This window comes from Streptomyces sp. NPDC028289 (assembly GCF_055565975.1).
The window spans coordinates 1557038-1574863 of the sequence record NZ_JBVHTI010000001.1 but is presented as its reverse complement, the minus strand read 5'-3'; the positions used below and the strand labels follow the sequence as shown (position 1 = coordinate 1574863).

General features: G+C 72.3%; 13 protein-coding genes. 9 read left to right on the top strand and 4 right to left on the bottom strand.

Features of this window, described 5'->3' with window-relative positions; genetic code table 11:
- Nucleotides 1-35: 35 nt before the first annotated feature.
- Nucleotides 36-1514, bottom strand: a complete 1479-nt coding sequence (locus ACZ4UV_RS06930; protein WP_390042801.1) for a hypothetical protein — start codon at nt 1512-1514, stop codon at nt 36-38.
- A 255-nt stretch (nt 1515-1769) separates the two neighbouring features.
- Between ACZ4UV_RS06930 and ACZ4UV_RS06925 the strand changes: the two genes are divergently transcribed.
- Nucleotides 1770-2150 carry a hypothetical protein gene (locus ACZ4UV_RS06925; protein ID WP_451023129.1) on the top strand — a complete coding sequence of 127 codons (381 nt, stop codon included), beginning with the start codon at nt 1770-1772 and terminating at the stop codon, nt 2148-2150.
- A gap of 36 nt (nt 2151-2186) precedes the next feature.
- Nucleotides 2187-3059, top strand: a complete 873-nt coding sequence (locus ACZ4UV_RS06920; RefSeq protein WP_390042805.1) for a spermidine synthase — start codon at nt 2187-2189, stop codon at nt 3057-3059.
- Between the two features lie 171 nt (nt 3060-3230).
- On the opposite strand, the gene ACZ4UV_RS06915 is transcribed toward ACZ4UV_RS06920, so the two are convergent.
- Entirely contained in the window at nt 3231-3761 is a 531-nt protein-coding gene (locus ACZ4UV_RS06915) for a hypothetical protein (protein ID WP_451020082.1), read from the bottom strand.
- A 98-nt stretch (nt 3762-3859) separates the two neighbouring features.
- Here ACZ4UV_RS06915 and ACZ4UV_RS06910 point away from each other — a divergent pair, with 98 nt between their 5' ends.
- The 5 genes from ACZ4UV_RS06910 (at nt 3860) to ACZ4UV_RS06890 (ending at nt 12239) form a co-directional block, all read left to right on the top strand.
- Complete coding sequence (locus ACZ4UV_RS06910) at nt 3860-4570, top strand: response regulator transcription factor (RefSeq protein WP_093502626.1); 711 nt, start codon at nt 3860-3862, stop codon at nt 4568-4570.
- Nucleotides 4567-6006: a sensor histidine kinase gene (locus ACZ4UV_RS06905; protein WP_451020083.1), complete on the top strand. Its 1440-nt coding sequence runs from the start codon at nt 4567-4569 to the stop codon at nt 6004-6006. Before ACZ4UV_RS06910 ends, ACZ4UV_RS06905 begins: the two co-directional genes overlap by 4 nt.
- Nucleotides 6007-6138: 132 nt before the next feature.
- Nucleotides 6139-7623: a glycoside hydrolase family 18 protein gene (locus ACZ4UV_RS06900; protein WP_467836156.1), complete on the top strand. Its 1485-nt coding sequence runs from the start codon at nt 6139-6141 to the stop codon at nt 7621-7623.
- Between the two features lie 97 nt (nt 7624-7720).
- Nucleotides 7721-8032: a trypco2 family protein gene (locus ACZ4UV_RS06895; protein WP_451020085.1), complete on the top strand. Its 312-nt coding sequence runs from the start codon at nt 7721-7723 to the stop codon at nt 8030-8032.
- A complete protein-coding gene (locus tag ACZ4UV_RS06890; RefSeq protein ID WP_467836150.1) occupies nt 8019-12239 on the top strand; it encodes a trypsin-like peptidase domain-containing protein in 4221 nt (1406 codons plus the stop codon). The genes ACZ4UV_RS06895 and ACZ4UV_RS06890 overlap by 14 nt, the downstream gene beginning before the upstream one ends.
- Nucleotides 12240-12274: 35 nt before the next feature.
- Here ACZ4UV_RS06890 and ACZ4UV_RS06885 read toward each other — a convergent pair whose 3' ends face one another.
- Nucleotides 12275-12949 carry a hypothetical protein gene (locus ACZ4UV_RS06885; protein ID WP_451020087.1) on the bottom strand — a complete coding sequence of 225 codons (675 nt, stop codon included), beginning with the start codon at nt 12947-12949 and terminating at the stop codon, nt 12275-12277.
- 289 nt (nt 12950-13238) lie between these two features.
- The gene (locus ACZ4UV_RS06880) at nt 13239-14666 is read right to left on the bottom strand and encodes a GH1 family beta-glucosidase (RefSeq protein ID WP_467836147.1); all 1428 of its coding nucleotides are present in this window, start codon (nt 14664-14666) and stop codon (nt 13239-13241) included.
- Nucleotides 14667-15294: 628 nt separating this feature from the next.
- Between ACZ4UV_RS06880 and ACZ4UV_RS06875 the strand changes: the two genes are divergently transcribed.
- Nucleotides 15295-16611 carry an ABC transporter substrate-binding protein gene (locus tag ACZ4UV_RS06875; RefSeq protein WP_390042816.1) on the top strand — a complete coding sequence of 439 codons (1317 nt, stop codon included), beginning with the start codon at nt 15295-15297 and terminating at the stop codon, nt 16609-16611.
- 215 nt (nt 16612-16826) lie between these two features.
- Nucleotides 16827-17819 carry a carbohydrate ABC transporter permease gene (locus ACZ4UV_RS06870; RefSeq protein ID WP_123976749.1) on the top strand — a complete coding sequence of 331 codons (993 nt, stop codon included), beginning with the start codon at nt 16827-16829 and terminating at the stop codon, nt 17817-17819.
- Nucleotides 17820-17826 lie beyond the last annotated feature (7 nt).

Sequence of the window (17826 nt, the reverse complement as noted above, 5' to 3'; positions counted from 1 at the left end):
ACCAGCCCCCACCCACCCGCACGCGGAACTCGGCCCTACACGCCCCTCGGCGTGGACGCATGCCGGTCCAGGAACTCCTGGACGCCGCTCGCACGGCGGTGCGGCAGCAGTACCCGGGCCGTGCCCGCCAGCATGCCCTGGATCCGGGACGACTGGACCTGGTCCAGCAGGTCCAGGACCCGCATGCCCGCCGTCGCCGCCTCGTCGGGGCGCCCCCCGCGCGCGAGGTCGTCCGCGAGTTCCGCCGTGTACAGCGCGATGTTCCTCGTGAAGTGCGGGTCCTGCAGCTCGGCGGCCCGGTGCGCGTGGCGCGCGGCACGGCGCCAGTCGCCCAGCGTGGACCAGCACTGCGCCTCCAGGCCCTCGAGCTCGGCCTCTCCGTAGAAGCTCATCCACTCGGGGTCGGCGTCCGAGTGGCCCCGCTCGAAGAGGGCCTGTGCGCGGGCCAGCGCCTGTTCGGTGCCGGTGCGGTCGGCGAGCCCCGCCCAGCCGCCCGCCTCGCGCAGCGCGAGGAGGGACATGAGGCGGGCCGAGCCGAGGGGCCGGCCGACCCGCTGCGCGGCCTGGGCCGCGCGTACCGCCTCCCGGGGACGCCCGGCGTCGCGCGCGAGGAACGCCGTGTTGCAGAAGGCGTGCGCCTCCAGCCCCGGGTCCCCGGTCATCCGTGCCGTCGCCAGCGCCTCCGCGTAGTGCGAGCGGGCGTCGTCGAAGCGGCCGGAGTCATGGGCCAGCCAGCCCACCGAGATGGCCAGTTCACCGGCGCCCGAGTGCAACCGTTCGGCGGTCGTCTGCCGGGTCGCGCCCGCGTCAAGGAGCGCGTACGCCGCGCGCAGCGGAGCCGCCGCGCGCCGGTACAGCCCGTCCGCGCCGTGCCGGTCGTCCAGCAGCCGGATCCGGCGTACGGCTTCCTCCAGGGCGGCCGCGTGCGAGGACCCGGCACGGCGCACCGGCCGGTCCGCCGCCACGGCGTCGATGGTGAACCCCAGCGGGCCCAGCGTGGCGGCGGCCACGGTGGCGCCCCCGCCGGTCATGAATAGGCGACGCAGCACGTCGCTCTCCTCGTAGTTGTCGTGCGTCTCGTACGGGTCCTGCGGGTTCCGCATCTCGTGCGGGTCATGCGGGTCGTGCGGGTGGTACTGGTCCTGCGGGTCATACGGCTCGGCGGCCCCTTGCGTCTCACCCCGGGCGAGAACCAGGGGCACCTCCTCCGGCGGCCGCGCCGCGCGTCCGCGGACGGACGAGCGGGGCGCGAAGCCGAGGTCGGCGAGCGTGCGACCGGGGAACATGTGCAGGAACACCCGTTCGTAGGCGTAGTTCGGGCAGCGGATCTCACCCGCCTCGACCCGGCCGATGTAGCGCGCGTCACAGCTGACCCGCTCGCCGATCTCGCGGGCGGCACGCCGTACCAGCGCGGCGAACTCGGCCGGCGAGTGCCGGCCGCGTACCTGCCGGAAGGCGACGTTCGGCCGTACCGGCCGATCGGGCTGCGACGAGGCCGTGGTTGACGACGTCATGGCCGGGTCCTCTCGTGCGAACCGTCGAACCATGCCGGACTCGTGGTGGGTTGTCCGAGTGGACCCTTGATTCCGGCGGGCAAGAACGTACCTGCTGTGTCGGACCCGTGACGCTGTGTTTGGCTACAAACCGGATATCTCATCCACGATCTGCCATGAACTGCCATCCTTTGCGGCTGACTTCTGCCGTAGCCGTTGACGCGGTGGCGCGTTGGACCTCATGGACTGCAAGAGGGCTGCGCGGTGGAGGCCGGGATGGAGACCAGCCAGAGCAACGATCCTTGTGACGACGCGGGATGTGATCTCGTGACGGTGCCGGCCCGGCAGGGCCTGGAGGCGGTCGACATCCTGCGCCGGGGTGCCGGGGAGGCGGTGGGGCCCGTGCTCCACGACGACGGGGGCGACACCCTCGGCTTCGTGGTGCCGGCCGGTACGGCGGCGGGCTGGGACCTGCCCGGCAGCACCTGTACCGGGACCGAGGGGCGCGGGCTGCGGCTGAACCCGGAGCCACCGGTCGAGGGCTCCGACTGGCTGCTGCCGCCCGGCCAGGCCGAGCCGGCGACCGATCCGGCGGTGCTGCGGCGGGCGCTCGGCGAGGCGGCCCGGATGATCGAGGCCGCGGACAGCTGCCGCTGAATTTCCCGGACGGCCGCGGCCTGGGAAAATAGCGGAATGGGCAAGTCCAGGAACTCACGTCGCCGGTCGGCCGCCGCTGCCGAGGCCGTGGTCGAGGCCGTCGACGGCGGCCTCGCCCAACTCATCCCCGACCCCGACCGCGGCCGGGCCTGGACGCTGCTCATCGACGGCGCCCCGCAGTCGCACGTCGACCTCGACGACCCGGCGTACCTCTCCTTCGAGTACCAGCGCCGGCTCGGCCACGTCATCGACCTGGTCGCACCGCCGGGCAGGCCCGTGCAGGTCGTGCACCTCGGCGGCGGCGCGCTCACGCTGGCCCGGTACGTCGCCGCGACCCGGCCCCGGTCCACGCAGCAGGTCGTGGAGCGAGACGCGGCCCTGGTCCAACTGGTGCGGCGCGAGCTGCCGCTGGACGCGAACGCGCGCATACGGGTGCGGTCCGTGGACGCCCGGGAGGGACTGGGCAAGGTTCCGGAGGCGTGGGCGGACCTGGTCATAGCCGATGTGTTCAGCGGGGCGCGCACTCCTGCGCACCTGACGTCCACGGAGTTCCTGGACGCCGTGCGGAGGGTGCTGCGGCCGGGGGGCGTGTACGCCGCCAACCTCGCGGACGGGCCGCCGCTGGCCCACCTGAGGGGGCAGATCGCCACCGCGGGGGCGCGGTTCGCGGAGGTCGCGGTGGTGGCCGACCCCACGGTCTGGCGGGGGAAACGGTTCGGCAACGCGGTGCTGGTGGCGGCCGACGTGCAGCTCCCTGTCGCGGAACTGACCCGGCGTTGCGCGTCCGATCCGCACCCTGGGCGGGTCGAACACGGGCGGTCTTTGCGGGACTTCACGGGCGGCGCAGTGGCCGTGACCGATTCGGTGGCCGTGGCGTCGCCTTCCCCGCCGCCTTCGGTGTTTCGCTGAGCCTGCGGGCCGGTGGGGGCTGATCGCGCAGTTCCTCCCCCGGCCTTCGGCCGGGGGTACCCCCAGCGCCCCTGAAAGACTTAGCTGCGGGCAGGCGTGCCGCAGGGCGGCACGGGTGGGCGCGGCAGGACCCTGCAGCGCCGGTGAGCGTCCCCACCCCCGGCGCAGCTGTCAGTACGTCTCCACCTGCACCTGCGGCGCGCTGTCGTGCCAGGTGCAGAACACCGAGACGCGGTCCGTGCTCCTGCTGAACTCGACGCGGATCCACGTCTCCGTCTTCCACACCTGCATCGACCAGCCCGTCCCCGGTGTCGCCGACACGAGGGTCGCGCTGGCGCTGCCCAGGTCGAAGACCGCCCGGCCGCCGTCGGTGTCGTAGGCCTTGACCTGGCCCGAAGCGGAAGCGGAACCGGTGGCGGACGGGCTCGGGGCGGTCGTGGAGGTCCTGGACGGCGTCGGTGTGGGAGACGCCGACGGGTGCGGGGAAGCGGTGCGCGAGGGGCTCGGGGCGCGGGACGTGGACGAGGCGAGGGGCTTGGAGCCCTGGGTCGTCGGGTCGTCGTCCGCCGCCGTGACGGTCAGGGCGCGGGGCGGCGCGTAGGCCGTGGCCGCCATCACCGTGTGGACGCCCCACCACGACAGCGTGACCGCCGCGCCCGTGGCGAGCAGCCAGGCCATTACATGTACGAGTCCTCTGCGCATCGCGGGCCATACTGCCTCAGGGGCACCGCGGTGCGCACTCGACCCGAGTTGTCCACAGCCCCCGACCGGCGCCTGCCGCATGGCGTACGGTGCGGCGCATGGCAAGTGTGCTCGTCGTCGAGGACGACCAGTTCGTACGCTCGGCGCTCATCCGGCATCTCACCGACGCCTCGCACACCGTGCGCAGCGTCGGCACGGCACTGGAGGCGCTGCGCGAGGTCGCCCATTTCCGTTTCGACGTCGTCGTGCTGGACCTCGGACTGCCGGACCTGGACGGTTCCGAGGCGCTGAAGATGCTGCGCGGCATCACCGACGTGCCCGTCATCATCGCCACCGCCCGCGACGACGAGACGGAGATCGTCCGGCTGCTCAACGCGGGGGCGGACGACTATCTGACGAAGCCGTTCTCCGTAGAGCACCTCTCGGCGCGGATGGCCGCCGTGCTGCGCCGGGCGCGGTCGGGCGGGGGCGAGCCGGCGCCGTCGAGCGTGCTGCGGGTCGGCGGGCTGGCCGTCGATCCCCTGCGCAGGCAGGCCGAGTTGGACGGGGTGCGGCTCGATCTCACCCGGCGGGAGTTCGACCTGCTGGCCTTCCTCGCCGGGCGGCCGGGGGTCGTGGTGCCGCGCAAGGAGCTGCTGGCGGAGGTGTGGCAGCAGTCGTACGGGGACGACCAGACCATCGACGTGCATCTGTCGTGGCTGCGGCGGAAGTTGGGGGAGACGGCGGCCCGGCCGCGGTATCTGCACACACTGCGGGGCGTCGGCGTGAAGCTGGAGCCGCCGGGCGGGGAAGCGAGGCCGGTCGGATGAGATGGGCTCTGGTCAAGGTCTGCCTGGCGGTCACCGCGATGGTCGTGGTCGCCTTCGCCGTTCCGCTCGGCCTGGTCGTCAAGGAGCTGGCCCGCGACCGGGCGTTCTCCAACGCCGAGCGGGAGGCCGCCGCCGTCGCCCCCGCCCTCTCCATCACCACCGACCGGGACAAGCTGGAGCGGGTGGTGGCCTCGGCCGGCGCCGACCGGGGCATGGCCGTGCACATACCGGCAACCGGTGGCCAGGCCGCCGTCGACATCGGTCGGCAGCGCGCCGCCGACCGGGACATCGCGGCCGTACGGAAGCTGGGGCGGGCCTCCACGACCGGGGTGGCCGGCGGGTCGACCCTGCTGCAGCCCGTCGCGCTGAGCTCCGGTGCCATCGCGGTCGTCGAGGTGTACGTGCCCGAGTCCGAGGTGACCAACGGCGTCGGCACGGCCTGGGCGGTGCTCGCCGCCGTCGGCCTGGCACTGATCGTCGGCTCGGTCGCGGTCGCCGACCGGCTCGGCGTACGGATGGTGCAGCCCGCCCAGCGGCTGGTGGAGGGCGCGCACGAACTGGGGGAGGGCAAGCTGGGGGCGCGGGTGCCCGAGGAGGGACCGAACGAACTGCGGCTGGCGGCGGTCGCGTTCAACTCGATGGCCGACCAGGTCGTACAACTGCTGGCGAACGAGCGGGAGCTGGCAGCCGACCTGTCGCACCGGCTGCGCACTCCGCTCACCGTGCTGCGGCTGAACGCGGCCTCGCTCGGGGACGGTACCGCCGCCGAGCAGACCCGGGCCGCGGTCGCGCAGTTGGAGCGCGAGGTCGACACCATCATCAGGACCGCCCGGGAGGCGAAGCCGCAGACGGCGGCCGTCGGGCCGGGCGCCGGGTGTGACGCGGCCGAGGTGGTGCGGGAGCGGATGGGGTTCTGGTCCGCGCTCGCCGAGGACGAGGGCCGCAAGTGGCGGGTGGCCGGCGTGGACCGGCCGGTGCGCATACCCGTGGCCCGCGCCGACCTGGCCGCCGCGCTCGACGCGCTGCTCGGCAACGTCTTCCGGCACACCGCCGAGGGCACCGCCTTCGCGGTCGACGTGCACAACGCGGAGGACGCGGTGATCGTGCTGGTCTCGGACGCGGGACACGGCATCCGGGACCCGGCGGCGGCGATGGCCCGCGGGCGGGGCTCCGGGGCGGCCGGGTCGACCGGGCTCGGCCTGGACATCGTGCGCCGGCTCGCCGAGTCGACCGGCGGCGACGTGCGGATCGGGTCGTCGGTGCTGGGCGGGACCGAGGTGCGGATCTGGATCCAGCTGGACGGCCGGAAGCCGGAGCGCAAGGGGCACCGGGGGGCGGTGCGCCGGCGCCGTCCGCGCAGGCAGCCGGGAGACCCGGGCCGGAGCGGAACCGGCGGAACCGGGGGAACCACCGGGCGAATTGGTCTCGACCTTTAATCGGTCCCGATGCCTTCCTTAAGCGCACCCTAAGATCCTCAACAGCCGTCCCTATCAGGCCGTTTGTCCGATTCCTGGCCGCTAGCGTGCTGCCGCACCCCACCCCCTTTGGCAGGCGAAGGCAGGCACGGCATGAGCACGCACCGGCGCAGAATCAGCAGCAGGAACAAGGTGATGGGCGGTCTGGTCGCCGCGGCCGTGGTCGGTGGCGGGGCGATCCTGTTCACCGGCATCGCGCAGGCGGCCGGGGTCGGCGCCGCGTACACGAAGACCAGCGACTGGTCGACCGGGTACACCGCGCAGTACGTCGTCACGAACAACAGCGGTGCCAGGGAGCAGGACTGGACGCTGGAGTTCGACCTGCCGGCCGGCGCGAAGCTCAGCTCGCTGTGGAACGCCGAGTACACCGTCAGCGGGCAGCACGTCACCGTGAAGCCGCCGAAGTGGGACACGGACGGCCTCGCGGCCGGCGAGTCGGACACCGTCGGCTTCGTGGTCAACGGCAGCGGGGACCCGACCGGCTGCCGTATCGACAACGCGAGCTGTTCGGCGGACGGCACGGCGACCCCGGAGCCGAGCGGCCGCCCGACACAGTCCGCCACCCCGACCGCGACGGCCACCCCGACCGCGAAGCCGACGGCCACGGCGACCGCCACCTCCACCCCCACCGCGACGGCCACCCCCACCGCCTCCCCGACCCAGACCACCGGATCCGGCACCACCGCCTCCGCCGGGTTCGCCCCGTACGTCGACACCTCCCTCTACCCGGCGTTCGACCTCCTCGCGGCGGCGAACGCGACCGGCGTGAAGAACTACAACCTCGCCTTCGTCACCGACGGCGGCGGCTGCACGCCCAAGTGGGGCGGCGTGACGGACCTGGCGAGCGACGGCGTGGCGTCCCAGATCGGCGCGCTGCGCGCCAAGGGCGGTGACGTCCGGGTCTCCTTCGGCGGCGCGTCCGGCTCCGAACTCGCCACCACCTGCTCCTCGGCGGACGCGCTGGCGGCGGCGTACGGCAAGGTCGTGGACGCGTACAACCTGACCAAGGTCGACTTCGACGTGGAGGGCGGCGCACTGCCCAACACCACGGCGAACACCAACCGCGCGAAGGCCATCGCCAAGCTCCAGGCCGCCCACCCGAACCTGGACGTCTCCTTCACCCTCCCGGTGATGCCGGAGGGCCTCACCCAGGACGGCGTGAACCTGCTGTCCAACGCCAAGGCCAACGGCGTGAAGATCAGCGCCGTCAACATCATGGCGATGGACTACGGCGCCTCGTACAACGGCGACATGGGCACCTACGCCATCCAGGCCGCCACCGCCACCCAGGCGCAGATCAAGAGCGTCCTCGGCCTCTCCGACTCCGCCGCCTGGAAGGCGGTCGCCGTCACCCCGATGATCGGCGTCAACGACGTCTCCGCCGAGATCTTCAAGGTGGACGACGCCGGCCAGCTCGTCGACTTCGCCAAGTCCAAGGGGATCGGCTGGCTCTCCATGTGGTCGGCCACCCGCGACCAGCAGTGCGCCGGCGGCGCCAAGTCCACCGCCGACGCCACCTGCAGCTCGGTCACCCAGGACAAGTTCGCCTTCTCGAAGGCCTTCGCGGCGATCGGCTGACCCGTACGCACCCTCCGACACGTCCCGTCTGGTCTTCCCCTTCCCGGACGGGACGTACAAACTTCATCATCGGGGTGTGGCGTAACAAGGGGGACGAATGATCGAGCTGTACGACATGATCAGTGAGCTGAGGCGGCAGTTGATCGCCGCCGCGGCCGACGGCGACGGCCAGACCGTACGGTTCGAACTCGGGCCCGTCGAGGTCGAGGCCACCGTCGCCGTGACCCGGGAGGCGGGCGCCGGCGCCAAGGTGCGGTTGTGGGTCGTGGACCTGGACTCGAACGGCACGTACACCCAGGCACAGACCCAGCGGGTCAAGCTGACGCTCCTGCCCAAGGCCGTACCCGCGGGCGGGGGTTCGGCGCAGCCCGCCATGCTCGCGGGAGACGAGGCCGATGGCGAGCGCTGACCCGGGCTTGCGGGTGGAGCAGGTCGCGGAGATCCTGGTCGCGCCTCCCGGTGGGCGGGCTCGCCGGGGCACGGGGTACCTCGTCGGGGCGCGCACGGTGCTGACGGCCGCCCACCTCGTCGAGGCCGTGGAGGGCGCGGGGGCCGTCACGGTGCGCTTTCAGGCCGACCGGCCGGGACAACAGTCCGTCCCGGCGACCGTGTGCTGGCGGCACGCGGGTATCGACGTCGCGGTCCTCGCCCTGGACCCCGAGGTGCGGGTACCGGAGCCCGAAGCCGTCCCGTACGGCCGGGTGGGAGAGCAGGACGTGGTGCTGCGCTGCACCACCCTGGGGTTCCCGCGCTTCAAACTCCGCACGGACGACGACGGTTCACGTTTCCGGGACGCGGAGCACGTGCACGCTTCCTGCGCCGTGCTCTCCAACCGCCGCGAAGGCACCCTGGACCTCGCTGTCGCTTCTCCTCCCGCCGACGATCCCGACCCGGACCACGACGCCTGGGAGGGCATGTCCGGCGCGGCGGTCTTCGCCGGCGGCCACCTTGTCGCGGTCGTCACGCGGCACCACCCCACGGACGGTCCGGGACGCATCGCGGCGGTCCGGGTCGACCGGTGGTCCGAGGTGCTGAACCAGGAACAGCGGAAGGAGCTGGCGGAGCATCTGGGCTGCTCCCTCGACCCCGAGACCCTGCCCGACGCCGTTCCTCCCAGCATGCTGGACTGGAAGCGGGAGATCTACCGTGCCCACCTCGCCGGCTTCGCGCCCGCCGAACCCCATGCCCGGGAAGCCGAACTCGGCGAACTCGTCTCCTTCTGCGGTGGCCCTGATCCCTATCTGTGGGTCCATGGCCGGCCCTGGGCAGGAAAGACCACGCTGGCCGCTTGGTTCGCCCTGCACCCGCCGCGGGGCGTCGTCCCGGTCTCGTTCTTCGTCACCGCGGGCAACGCCCGGCAGTCGGACAGCTATGCCTACTCGCAAGCGGTCACCGACCAGCTTGCTGGGATAGTCGGCCGCGCGCTGACCGAGAACGCCACCCCCACGGCCCATGACGGAGAACGCCGACTGCTGCTGAAGCAGGCAGCCGAGCGCGTCGGACGGGGTGGCGGCACACTGCTCCTCGTGGTGGACGGTCTCGACGAGGACCAGTCCCTGCGCAGCGGCGGCATCAGTGCGAGCATCGCGTCCCTGCTCCCCGAGGAGCCCCCGCCGAACGTACGTGTCCTGGTCACCAGCCGCACCAGCCCCGGACTCCCCGTCGACGTCAAAGGCGGGCACCCGCTTCGTCATTGCCGGCAGCTGCGGCTGTCCGCCAACGAGACCGCACGGCGCTATGAGCAGGAGGCCAAAGCCGAGCTGCGCCGGGTGCTCACCCCGGACCGGCTGCCGCGCGACCTGGTCGGCCTGCTGGTCGCCGCCCGGGGGCCGCTCACCACCGACGACCTCCGTGTCCTGACCGGTGAGCCGAACGACGCGCTGCGGTGGCTGCTCGACAGTGCCTTCGGACGCGTCGTGCGTATACGCGACGCGCACCACGGCGATGGCGCCGACCGCGAGGACGACGACCACAACGACGACCTGGACCTGTACGTGTCCGGACGTGGCTGCGTCTTCACCCACGAGACGCTGTTCGCCACCGCCGAGGAGGAACTCGGGCCGGACGTGGCCCCCTACCTGGAAAAACTGCACGCCTGGGCGGAGCACTTCGCGGGCCTGGGCTGGCCGCCGGACACCCCGAACTACCTGCTCCAGCCCTATGGCCGCAGGCTCGCCCTGCTCCGCGACGCGGACCGGCTGCTCGGGTTCGCCGTCGACGTCCGCCGACGTGACCGGCTGCGCGAGGCGACGGGAAGCGACGCGGCCTTCCTCGCGGAGGTCGTGGCGGCCCGAGCGACGGCGAGCGAGGACGACCCGGGCACCCGGGCCGTACTCGTGGCAGTCGGCGACCTCGTCGCCCGGCGCAACAGGACACTCCATCCCGGCGTCCCGGCTGTCCTTGCCCGGCTCGGCAGGACCCGCGAGGCCATCGGGCTGGCCCGGAGCGTGCCGCACCGTCTCAGCCGCGCGCGGGCTCTGGCCGGAGTGGCCGGGGTACTGGCGGAGACGGGTGACGTGCGGGCGGTGCGGTTGGCGGAGGAGGGGGTGAAGCTGGCGACGCCGGAGGTGCGGACGGAATCAAGCCGGCTGTCGGAACCTGGCTGGGGGGCCACGGGATTCACCACCGAGGTTCTCGCGGTGCAGAGCGCCGCGGCAGCCGTGTTCGCGAGGCTCGGCAAGGAACACGATGCGGTGCGCCTGGCCTTCGGCTGGCCCTGGCGGTACGAGGCCGCGAACCACGAACTCGTCAGGGCGCTGACCGAGACCGCTCGCCAGGTCCGTGTCCCCGCCCACGCGGACGAACTGTGCCGCACCGCCGAGGAGATCGCTCACCGGTGCAAGTTCGATCCGGACCGCGTCCGCTCTCTGGTCACCGTCGGGCGGACATGGGCGGCCCTGGGGGCCCGCGACGAAGCCGACCGCCTCTACGACTCGGTGGTCCACTGGGTCCGGCGGCACGGAACCGACCGGCCCTACCTCTTCGCGGTCGCCGCCGAGGTCCTGCGGGAGGTACGCCCGAGGGAGGCGCAGCGACTGATGAGGGCGGGCCGCGAGCCCGTGCGCCACAGGTGGGAGTGGCCGCCGGCCCATGGTGAGGAGACCCATGACGATGTGTACGCGGCCATTGCCGGCAACCGCTTGAGGGACGCAGAACGGCTCCTGAGGTACGGGGCACTGTCGCGGCGCGCGGCACGAGAGCGTTTTCCCGGGTATCCGGGTTTCTCCGCCTCGGAGCAGAGCGAACGGTTGCTCGACGATGCCTGGACCATGACCGCGCGGCAGTGGGCGCGCGCCGGTAGGGCGGAAGAGGCCTGGGAAGCTCTCGTCGCGGCCCGCCGGCGGAGGGATCGGCAGGGAGTCGTCGAACTCCTGCTGCAGGCAGGTGAGGACGCGATCGAGGAGTTGGAGTCGTTCCTGCTCTCCCGGCCCGCCGTCGGCAACGGGACGGGCGCCGACGCCCTCGTGACACTCGCCGCTCACTTCGCCGCCGGCCGACCGGAGCACGCACGACGTCTGGTCGGCGAGGTGCAGCGGCGGCGCCACGGAGGGGACGGCTCCGGCCAGGCCGACACCACGAGCCTCGCCGTCCTCGCTGGTGCCCTGGCCGCGGCCGGCCGGCCGGACGACGCCGAACGTCTGCTGGCCCAGATAGGAGACCACGACGTACATGCGTGGGGCTGCGCGGTCGCCTCCCTGGCCACTGCCGAACGCGACGCGCGCCGAGCCCTCGGCCTGTGCGAGAAGGCCCGGGCGCCCTCATCCCGGTCGCCCTACTCCCCGGTGCCCGAGGGCACGGTGGTGGCTGTGGCCCAGGTATTGGCAGGGGCAGGAGCGGAGGAACACATCGAGGAGCTGCTCGGGCAGTGGCCCGTCACCGACAACGTGCGGTCTTTCTCCCGTGACAAGGCTGTCGTCGCCGCGGCCGTGGGCCTGTGGCCGTACGCTCCGCGGGCGGCATGCCGGTTGCTCGGCGAGGTACGGCTCCGCAAGGACGCCGGGGACGCCGTGCGCGCCGCCGGCCTCCTCGTCGAGGTGGGCCCGGACGGGCGGGGCAGCCTCCCGCGGGTCGAGGCGGTTCTTGAGGGCGATCATGGGATTCGGCGCTTGTTCCACCAGGGCGAGGACGTCTCCCTGTACGCCCTTCTGCAGGCCGGCAGCGACCCGGTGGCCGCACGACAGCGGCTCAAGGAGGCGCTGGGGAGGCGCTGGGGAAGTCTCACCGGCGGTGGACCAGGCGCCGTGGCGACCGTCGCCCTCGCCGCACTGGGAGATCCCGACGCGGCGGAAGAACATGCCAGAGGCGCGACGCAGCAGGAGGAGCGCGCCCTTCGTCTCCTCTGCCTGGCCGGCCACCTCGCCGGAATGCCGGGCCTCGCCATGGTCGTACCGCTCCTGGAATCCGCCCACCACTCCCTGCCGGTCTCCACGCGCCTCGCCGTCTGTCTCGTCCCGGCCCGTCCCACCCCCGACCTCCCCAGGGCGCGTGCCCTGGTCGCCGAAGCCCTCGGTCTGGGGGCCTGGGCGCGTGCCCTCCCGGTTCTCGCGGTCATCGACCCCGCGGCCGTCCTCCGGGTACGGGACGTGGTCGTCGCGCATCTCGGGCTGGCCGACTGAACCGGCCGGGCGGGTGCTCCCGTGCGGCCGCCGGATCAGAACGGCCCGGGACCGCCGACCCCCCCGAAGCCGCCCGGCCCGCCCATCGGCGGGCCGTGGTGGTGGAAGCCGTCGAAGAGGGCGTCCGCCAGGAGCATGCCGCCGACGCCCGCGGCGCCCGCGACCAGGGCGGTCTTCCACCAGGGGGCGCTGTACCAGCCGCCGGGGACGGTGCGGCCGCCGACCAGGCCGCCGGGGTAGTAGTAGGGGGTGCCCGCGCCCGGGCGGTCCGAGGACGTGTACGTCCGGCCGTTCACCGTCACCTGCCGGCCGGCCGCGGCCGTGCCCGTCGGCGGCAGGGCCGGGCCGGGGTCGAGGCCGAGGGCGGTGCGGGCCGCCCGTACGTAGTGCAGGCCCTCGACGGCGGTCTGGGTGACCAGGGCGTACTGCGCCGGGGTGTACGCCGTCGCCAGCTGGGCCTGGGCCGCGCGGTGGCGTTCGGTCGCGTCCGCCAGGGCCTGGCGCGCCGCCCGGTCGTCGCCCGCGGCCAGCGTCGCGATGCCGCCGCCGAGCCGGTCCACCCAGCGGGTGGCCTCCGCACCCGCGTCGGCGGTGAGGTCCTGCTGAGCCGTCTGCCCGGCACCCGCCGCGACCCGCTCCCGGTTCCGGCCGACGAAGGCCACCACTGACCCGATGACCAGCGCCAGCAGCACCAGCGCGATGAATCCCATGACGTCCTCCGGTGTCCACGAGGATCACTCGATCACGTCGTACCACCCATGAGACGCCCGGCAGTTGAGAGCCCGCTGATCGAAGCCTGAGCACCCCCTGTGAGCCGGGCGCGGCACTCCCCTCCGGGCGCCGCGCCCGGCTCACAGCGCCCCGCTCGACAGCGCCCCGCACTGAAGCGCCCCAAAGGGGCGCTGGGGGTACCCCCGGCCGAAGGCTGGGGGAGGAACTGCGCGACCAGCCATGACGGCGCCGCAGCCGAACGACGCATGCCGCAGCCGAACGACGTCGTCAGGCGACCGCTCCCACCGGCGGCAACGTCCCCGTACGGGCCGCCTCCCCGTACCAGCGGGCGCTCGACTTCGGCGTCCGGGCGAGCGTCGCGTAGTCGACGTACACCGCACCGAACCGCTTCCCGTACCCGTACGCCCACTCGAAGTTGTCCATCAGCGACCACAGGTAGTAGCCGCGCACGTCCGCGCCGTCGGCGATCGCGCGCCGCACCGCCGAGAGGTGGCCGTGCAGGTAGGCGATGCGCTCCGGGTCGTGGACCCTGCCGTCCGGGTCGGGCTTGTCGTCGTAGGCCGCGCCGTTCTCGGTGATGTAGAGGGGCAGGCCCGGCGCCTCGCGGGTGTAGCGCATGATCAGCTCGTGCAGGCCCGTCGGGTCGATCGTCCAGCCCATCTCCGTGCGCTCGCCCGGCGTCTGGTGGAAGGCGACGTCGTCGGCGGCCGGCCAGGGGGAGTGGTCGCTCGCGCCGTGGCCGTCCGCACGCGGCCCGCTCGCCTCGCGGGACGCCGACGACACCAGTGCGGGCGTGTAGTAGTTCAGCCCGAGGGCGTCCAGCGGCTGGTGGATCGCGGCCAGGTCGCCGTCGCGGACGTACGACCAGTCCGTCACCGTCGCCGTCGCCGCGAACAGCGACGAGGGGTAGGCGCCGTGCAGGACCGGGCCGTGGAAGACGCCGTTGGCGAGGTCGTCGATGGTGCGGACCGCCGCCAGGTCCGCCGGGTCCTGCGAAAGCGGACGTACCACCGAGGAGTTGAGGCTGATCGCGACCTGGTTGCGGGCCGGCAGGACCGAGCGCAGCGCCGAAGTGCCCAGGCCGTGCGCGAGATTGAGGTGGTGCGCGGCGCGCAGGGAGGCCGCCGGGTCGGTACGGCCGGGGGCGTGCACGCCGGAGCCGTAGCCCAGGAAGGCGCTGCACCAGGGCTCGTTGAGGGTGATCCACTGCTCCACCCGGTCGCCGAACGCCTCGCCGACGATCCGCGCGTACTCGGCGAACCGGTACGCCGTGTCCCGTTCCGGCCAGCCGCCCGCGTCCTCCAGCTCCTGCGGCAGGTCCCAGTGGTAGAGGGTGATCGCGGGCCTGATGCCCTTCGCCAGCAGTTCGTCGACCAGCCGGCGGTAGAAGTCCAGGCCCGCCTGGACCGCCGGGCCGCGGCCGGTCGGCTGGACGCGCGACCAGGAGACCGAGAACCGGTAGGCGTTCAGGCCCAGGTCCGCCATCAGCGCCACGTCGTCGCGGTAGCGGTGGTAGTGGTCGACAGCGATGTCACCGGTCTCGCCGCCGGCCGTCTTGCCCGGCGTATGGCTGAAGGTGTCCCAGATCGAGGGGGTGCGGCCGTCCTCCCGTACCGCCCCTTCGATCTGGTACGCGGAGGTCGCGGCGCCCCAGAGGAAGGCGGGAGGAAAGGCCTCGGTCGGCGAATCGGGCATGGAAGCGCTCCCATGGTCGGCTTGGCGCCATTATGCATGGGAGCGCTCCCATGGCAAAGAGGTGCCGTCAGGCTCCCGCGGTCCCGCCGGCGGCTCGGGGTGTCCGGTCCCTGGGAGGCGCTCCGGAAAGCTCATCGTTCACCTCTCGGCGTCCGGTCCGGGCGTGCCGCGTCCTGGTCCGGGAAACCCCGGGTGCGCGGTGGTGTGCGGCGCAACTCCTGGGGTGCTGGCCGCCGTCGCGTCTGTGACCTGCGTGATTCCTGGATGAGGCGGGCTGATGTCGGGCCGGTGAAACCCCCCGGCGCGACACGTTCCCGTGACGTCCGGAACACGCTTAGGCAACAACGCCGTTTTCAAGTCTTGACAGTCGGCCCGACAGGAACCAGTCTTCCGGCATGCCGCGTGGGAGCGGTCCCACGGGTAGCCGGGGAATCTCTCCCGTGTGGAGCGAACCACCCCATGGCCTATCCCTCTGTCGTCACCGCACCTCGTTGACCAGCACCTTTTCACCGCACGTCGAGTGCTGTGGGCTGGCCGCTGCTCGCACCGAGAGGGCAGGTCCGGATCGCCGGTCCCCGGCGGTCTGTTTCCTGAGATCCCGTTCCCCACTGGAACAAGGAGTAGTGGAATGCGCATCACCCGTACCGGTCGTCGCGGCCGCAGAGCGGCGGCCCTGACCACAACGGTCCTGACCGCCTCGGCGCTGCTGCTGACCGGTTGCAGCAGCGACAGCGACTCGGACGCCTCGGACTCCAACGGGAACATCACTCTCACGGTGGCGGACTTCGGGCAGTTCGGCTACAAGGAGGCCGACCTGTTCGCGAAGTACCACAAGCTGCACCCGAAGATCACGGTGAAGGAAGAGACCACCGCCAACGAGCAGGACTACTACCCCAAGCTCCTTCAGCAGCTGAACACGGGCAGTGGCCTGGCGGACGTCACCGGCATCGAGGTGGGCCGCATCAAGGAGGTCGTCGACACCCAGGCGGCCAAGTTCACCGACCTGAGCAAGACGATCAACGTCAGCGACTGGGTCTCCTGGAAGGAGAAGCAGGCCACCGCCTCGGACGGCACGGTCATCGGCGCCGGCACCGACATCGGCCCGATGTCCCTGTGCTACCGCAAGGACCTCTTCGACAAGGCGGGTCTGCCCTCCGACCGCGACGCGGTCGCCAAGGCCGTCGCGGGCGGCTGGGAGGACTACCTCAAGCTCGGCGAGCAGTACAAGAAGAAGGCCCCGTCCGGCACCTACTTCATGGACTCCGCGAGCGCCATGTACAACGCGGTCGTCAGCTCCTCGGCGCAGCAGTACTACGACGCCTCCGGCAAGCCGATCTACAAGGACAGCCCCTCCGTGCAGCAGGGCTGGAACCTGGCCGCCGAGGCCGCCTCGAAGAAGCTGACCCACGGTCTGGCGCAGTTCACCGACGCCTGGACGGCGGCGCTGCGCAAGGGCAGCGTGGCGACCGTGGCCTGCCCCGCGTGGATGGCCGGGCAGATCTCCACCAACTCCGGTGACGCCTTCAAGGGCAAGTGGGACATAGCCAAGGCCCCCGGTTCGACCGCGGCCAACTGGGGCGGCTCCTTCCTCGCCGTGCCCAAGAGCGGCAAGCACGCCAAGGAGGCCGCCGAGCTCGTCAAGTGGCTGACCGCCCCGGAGCAGCAGGCCGAGGTCTTCAAGGCGATCGGTGTCTTCCCGTCGAACAAGGGCGCCTATGACCTGCCCGGCGTGAAGAACGCGACGCTCCCGTACTTCAACAACGCGCCGATCGGCCAGATCTACGCGGACGAGGCCAAGACCATCCCCGAGGCGGTGCTCGGCCCGAAGGACGCGACGATCAAGGACACCATCTCCACGCAGATCAACAACATGGAGCAGCGGGGCACCAAGCCCGCCGACGCGTGGAAGGCCGCGACCGAGGCGATCGACAAGGTGATCGGCTGACGACCCGCGGTGCGGGCGGCCCCGCCGGCCGCCCGCACCGCGCGCCGTGCCGTACGAGGTTCCGGTGCCCGGCGCGTGGGTAGGGCGCGCCGGACACCGGTGCGCCGCGTCCCCCGGCCGGGTCCGGTGCGGTGTCAGACCCCGACGTCGCCGTCCGGCCCCGCCCTGTCCCGCCCCTGTTTCCCGGCCGAATCCCCCCAGGAAGGAAATCCCCCGTGGCAACGACGACACCCACACGGGGTGCCCCCACCCCGCCCGCCGGCGGCTCCGGTGCCGTGCCGAACGGACGCGGTACCTGGCGCAGCCGGCTGTGGCGCCTCGACGACCTCGCGTCCCCGTACGCGTACATCGCTCCGTTCTTCCTCGTCTTCGGTGCCTTCGGGCTCTACCCGCTCCTCTACACGGGCTGGATCGCCCTGCACCGGGTGGAGATGACGAGCCTCAGCACGTCGGAGTGGGTCGGTTTCGACAACTTCACCAAGATCCTCCAGGACTCGGAGTTCTGGACGGCCGTCACCAACACCTTCCTGATCGGCGTCATCTCGACCGTCCCGCAGCTGCTCGTGGCCCTCGGCCTCGCCCACCTGCTCAACTACAAGCTGCGCGCCAGCACGTTCTGGCGGACGGTCGTGCTCACCCCGTACGCCACCTCGGTGGCGACCGCGGCCCTGGTCTTCGCCCTGGTGTTCCGGGCCGACGGCGGCATCCTCAACTGGGTGCTGCACTTCGTCGGCATCGGCAACACCGACTGGGGCAACGGCGAGTGGACGTCCAAGATCGCCATCTCGGTCATCGTGATCTGGCGCTGGACCGGCTACAACGCGCTGATCTACCTGGCGGCCATGCAGGCCGTGCCGACCGACCTGTACGAGGCCGCCTCCATCGACGGGGCGACGCGCTGGCAGCAGTTCCGCAAGGTGACCATCCCCTCGCTGCGGCCGACGATCCTGTTCACCATCGTCATCTCGACGATCGGCTCCATGCAGCTGTTCGGCGAGCCGCTGCTGCTCCAGGGCGGCACGCTCGGCTCCACCGGCGGCAACGAGCACCAGTACGAAACCCTCAGCATCTACCTCTACAACTACGGCTGGAAGCTGGGGCATCTCGGTCCGGCCGCGGCGGTCGCCTGGGCCATGCTCGCCCTGCTGCTGCTCATCGCCCTGATCAACCTGATCGTCGGCCGGTTCCTGCGCAAGAGCGCGGCCTGACGGGAGC

Bases quoted from the DNA above. Each gene is read 5' to 3' on its own strand.
- ACZ4UV_RS06875 (WP_390042816.1), top strand. From the start codon at position 15,295: ATGCGCATCACCCGTACCGGTCGTCGCGGCCGCAGAGCGGCGGCCCTG.
- ACZ4UV_RS06915 (WP_451020082.1), bottom strand. From the start codon at position 3,761: ATGCGCAGAGGACTCGTACATGTAATGGCCTGGCTGCTCGCCACGGGC.
- ACZ4UV_RS06880 (WP_467836147.1), bottom strand. From the start codon at position 14,666: ATGCCCGATTCGCCGACCGAGGCCTTTCCTCCCGCCTTCCTCTGGGGC.
- ACZ4UV_RS06925 (WP_451023129.1), top strand. From the start codon at position 1,770: ATGGAGACCAGCCAGAGCAACGATCCTTGTGACGACGCGGGATGTGAT.
- ACZ4UV_RS06905 (WP_451020083.1), top strand. From the start codon at position 4,567: ATGAGATGGGCTCTGGTCAAGGTCTGCCTGGCGGTCACCGCGATGGTC.
- ACZ4UV_RS06910 (WP_093502626.1), top strand. From the start codon at position 3,860: ATGGCAAGTGTGCTCGTCGTCGAGGACGACCAGTTCGTACGCTCGGCG.
- ACZ4UV_RS06930 (WP_390042801.1), bottom strand. From the start codon at position 1,514: ATGACGTCGTCAACCACGGCCTCGTCGCAGCCCGATCGGCCGGTACGG.
- ACZ4UV_RS06920 (WP_390042805.1), top strand. From the start codon at position 2,187: ATGGGCAAGTCCAGGAACTCACGTCGCCGGTCGGCCGCCGCTGCCGAG.
- ACZ4UV_RS06895 (WP_451020085.1), top strand. From the start codon at position 7,721: ATGATCGAGCTGTACGACATGATCAGTGAGCTGAGGCGGCAGTTGATC.
- ACZ4UV_RS06900 (WP_467836156.1), top strand. From the start codon at position 6,139: ATGAGCACGCACCGGCGCAGAATCAGCAGCAGGAACAAGGTGATGGGC.
- ACZ4UV_RS06890 (WP_467836150.1), top strand. From the start codon at position 8,019: ATGGCGAGCGCTGACCCGGGCTTGCGGGTGGAGCAGGTCGCGGAGATC.
- ACZ4UV_RS06885 (WP_451020087.1), bottom strand. From the start codon at position 12,949: ATGGGATTCATCGCGCTGGTGCTGCTGGCGCTGGTCATCGGGTCAGTG.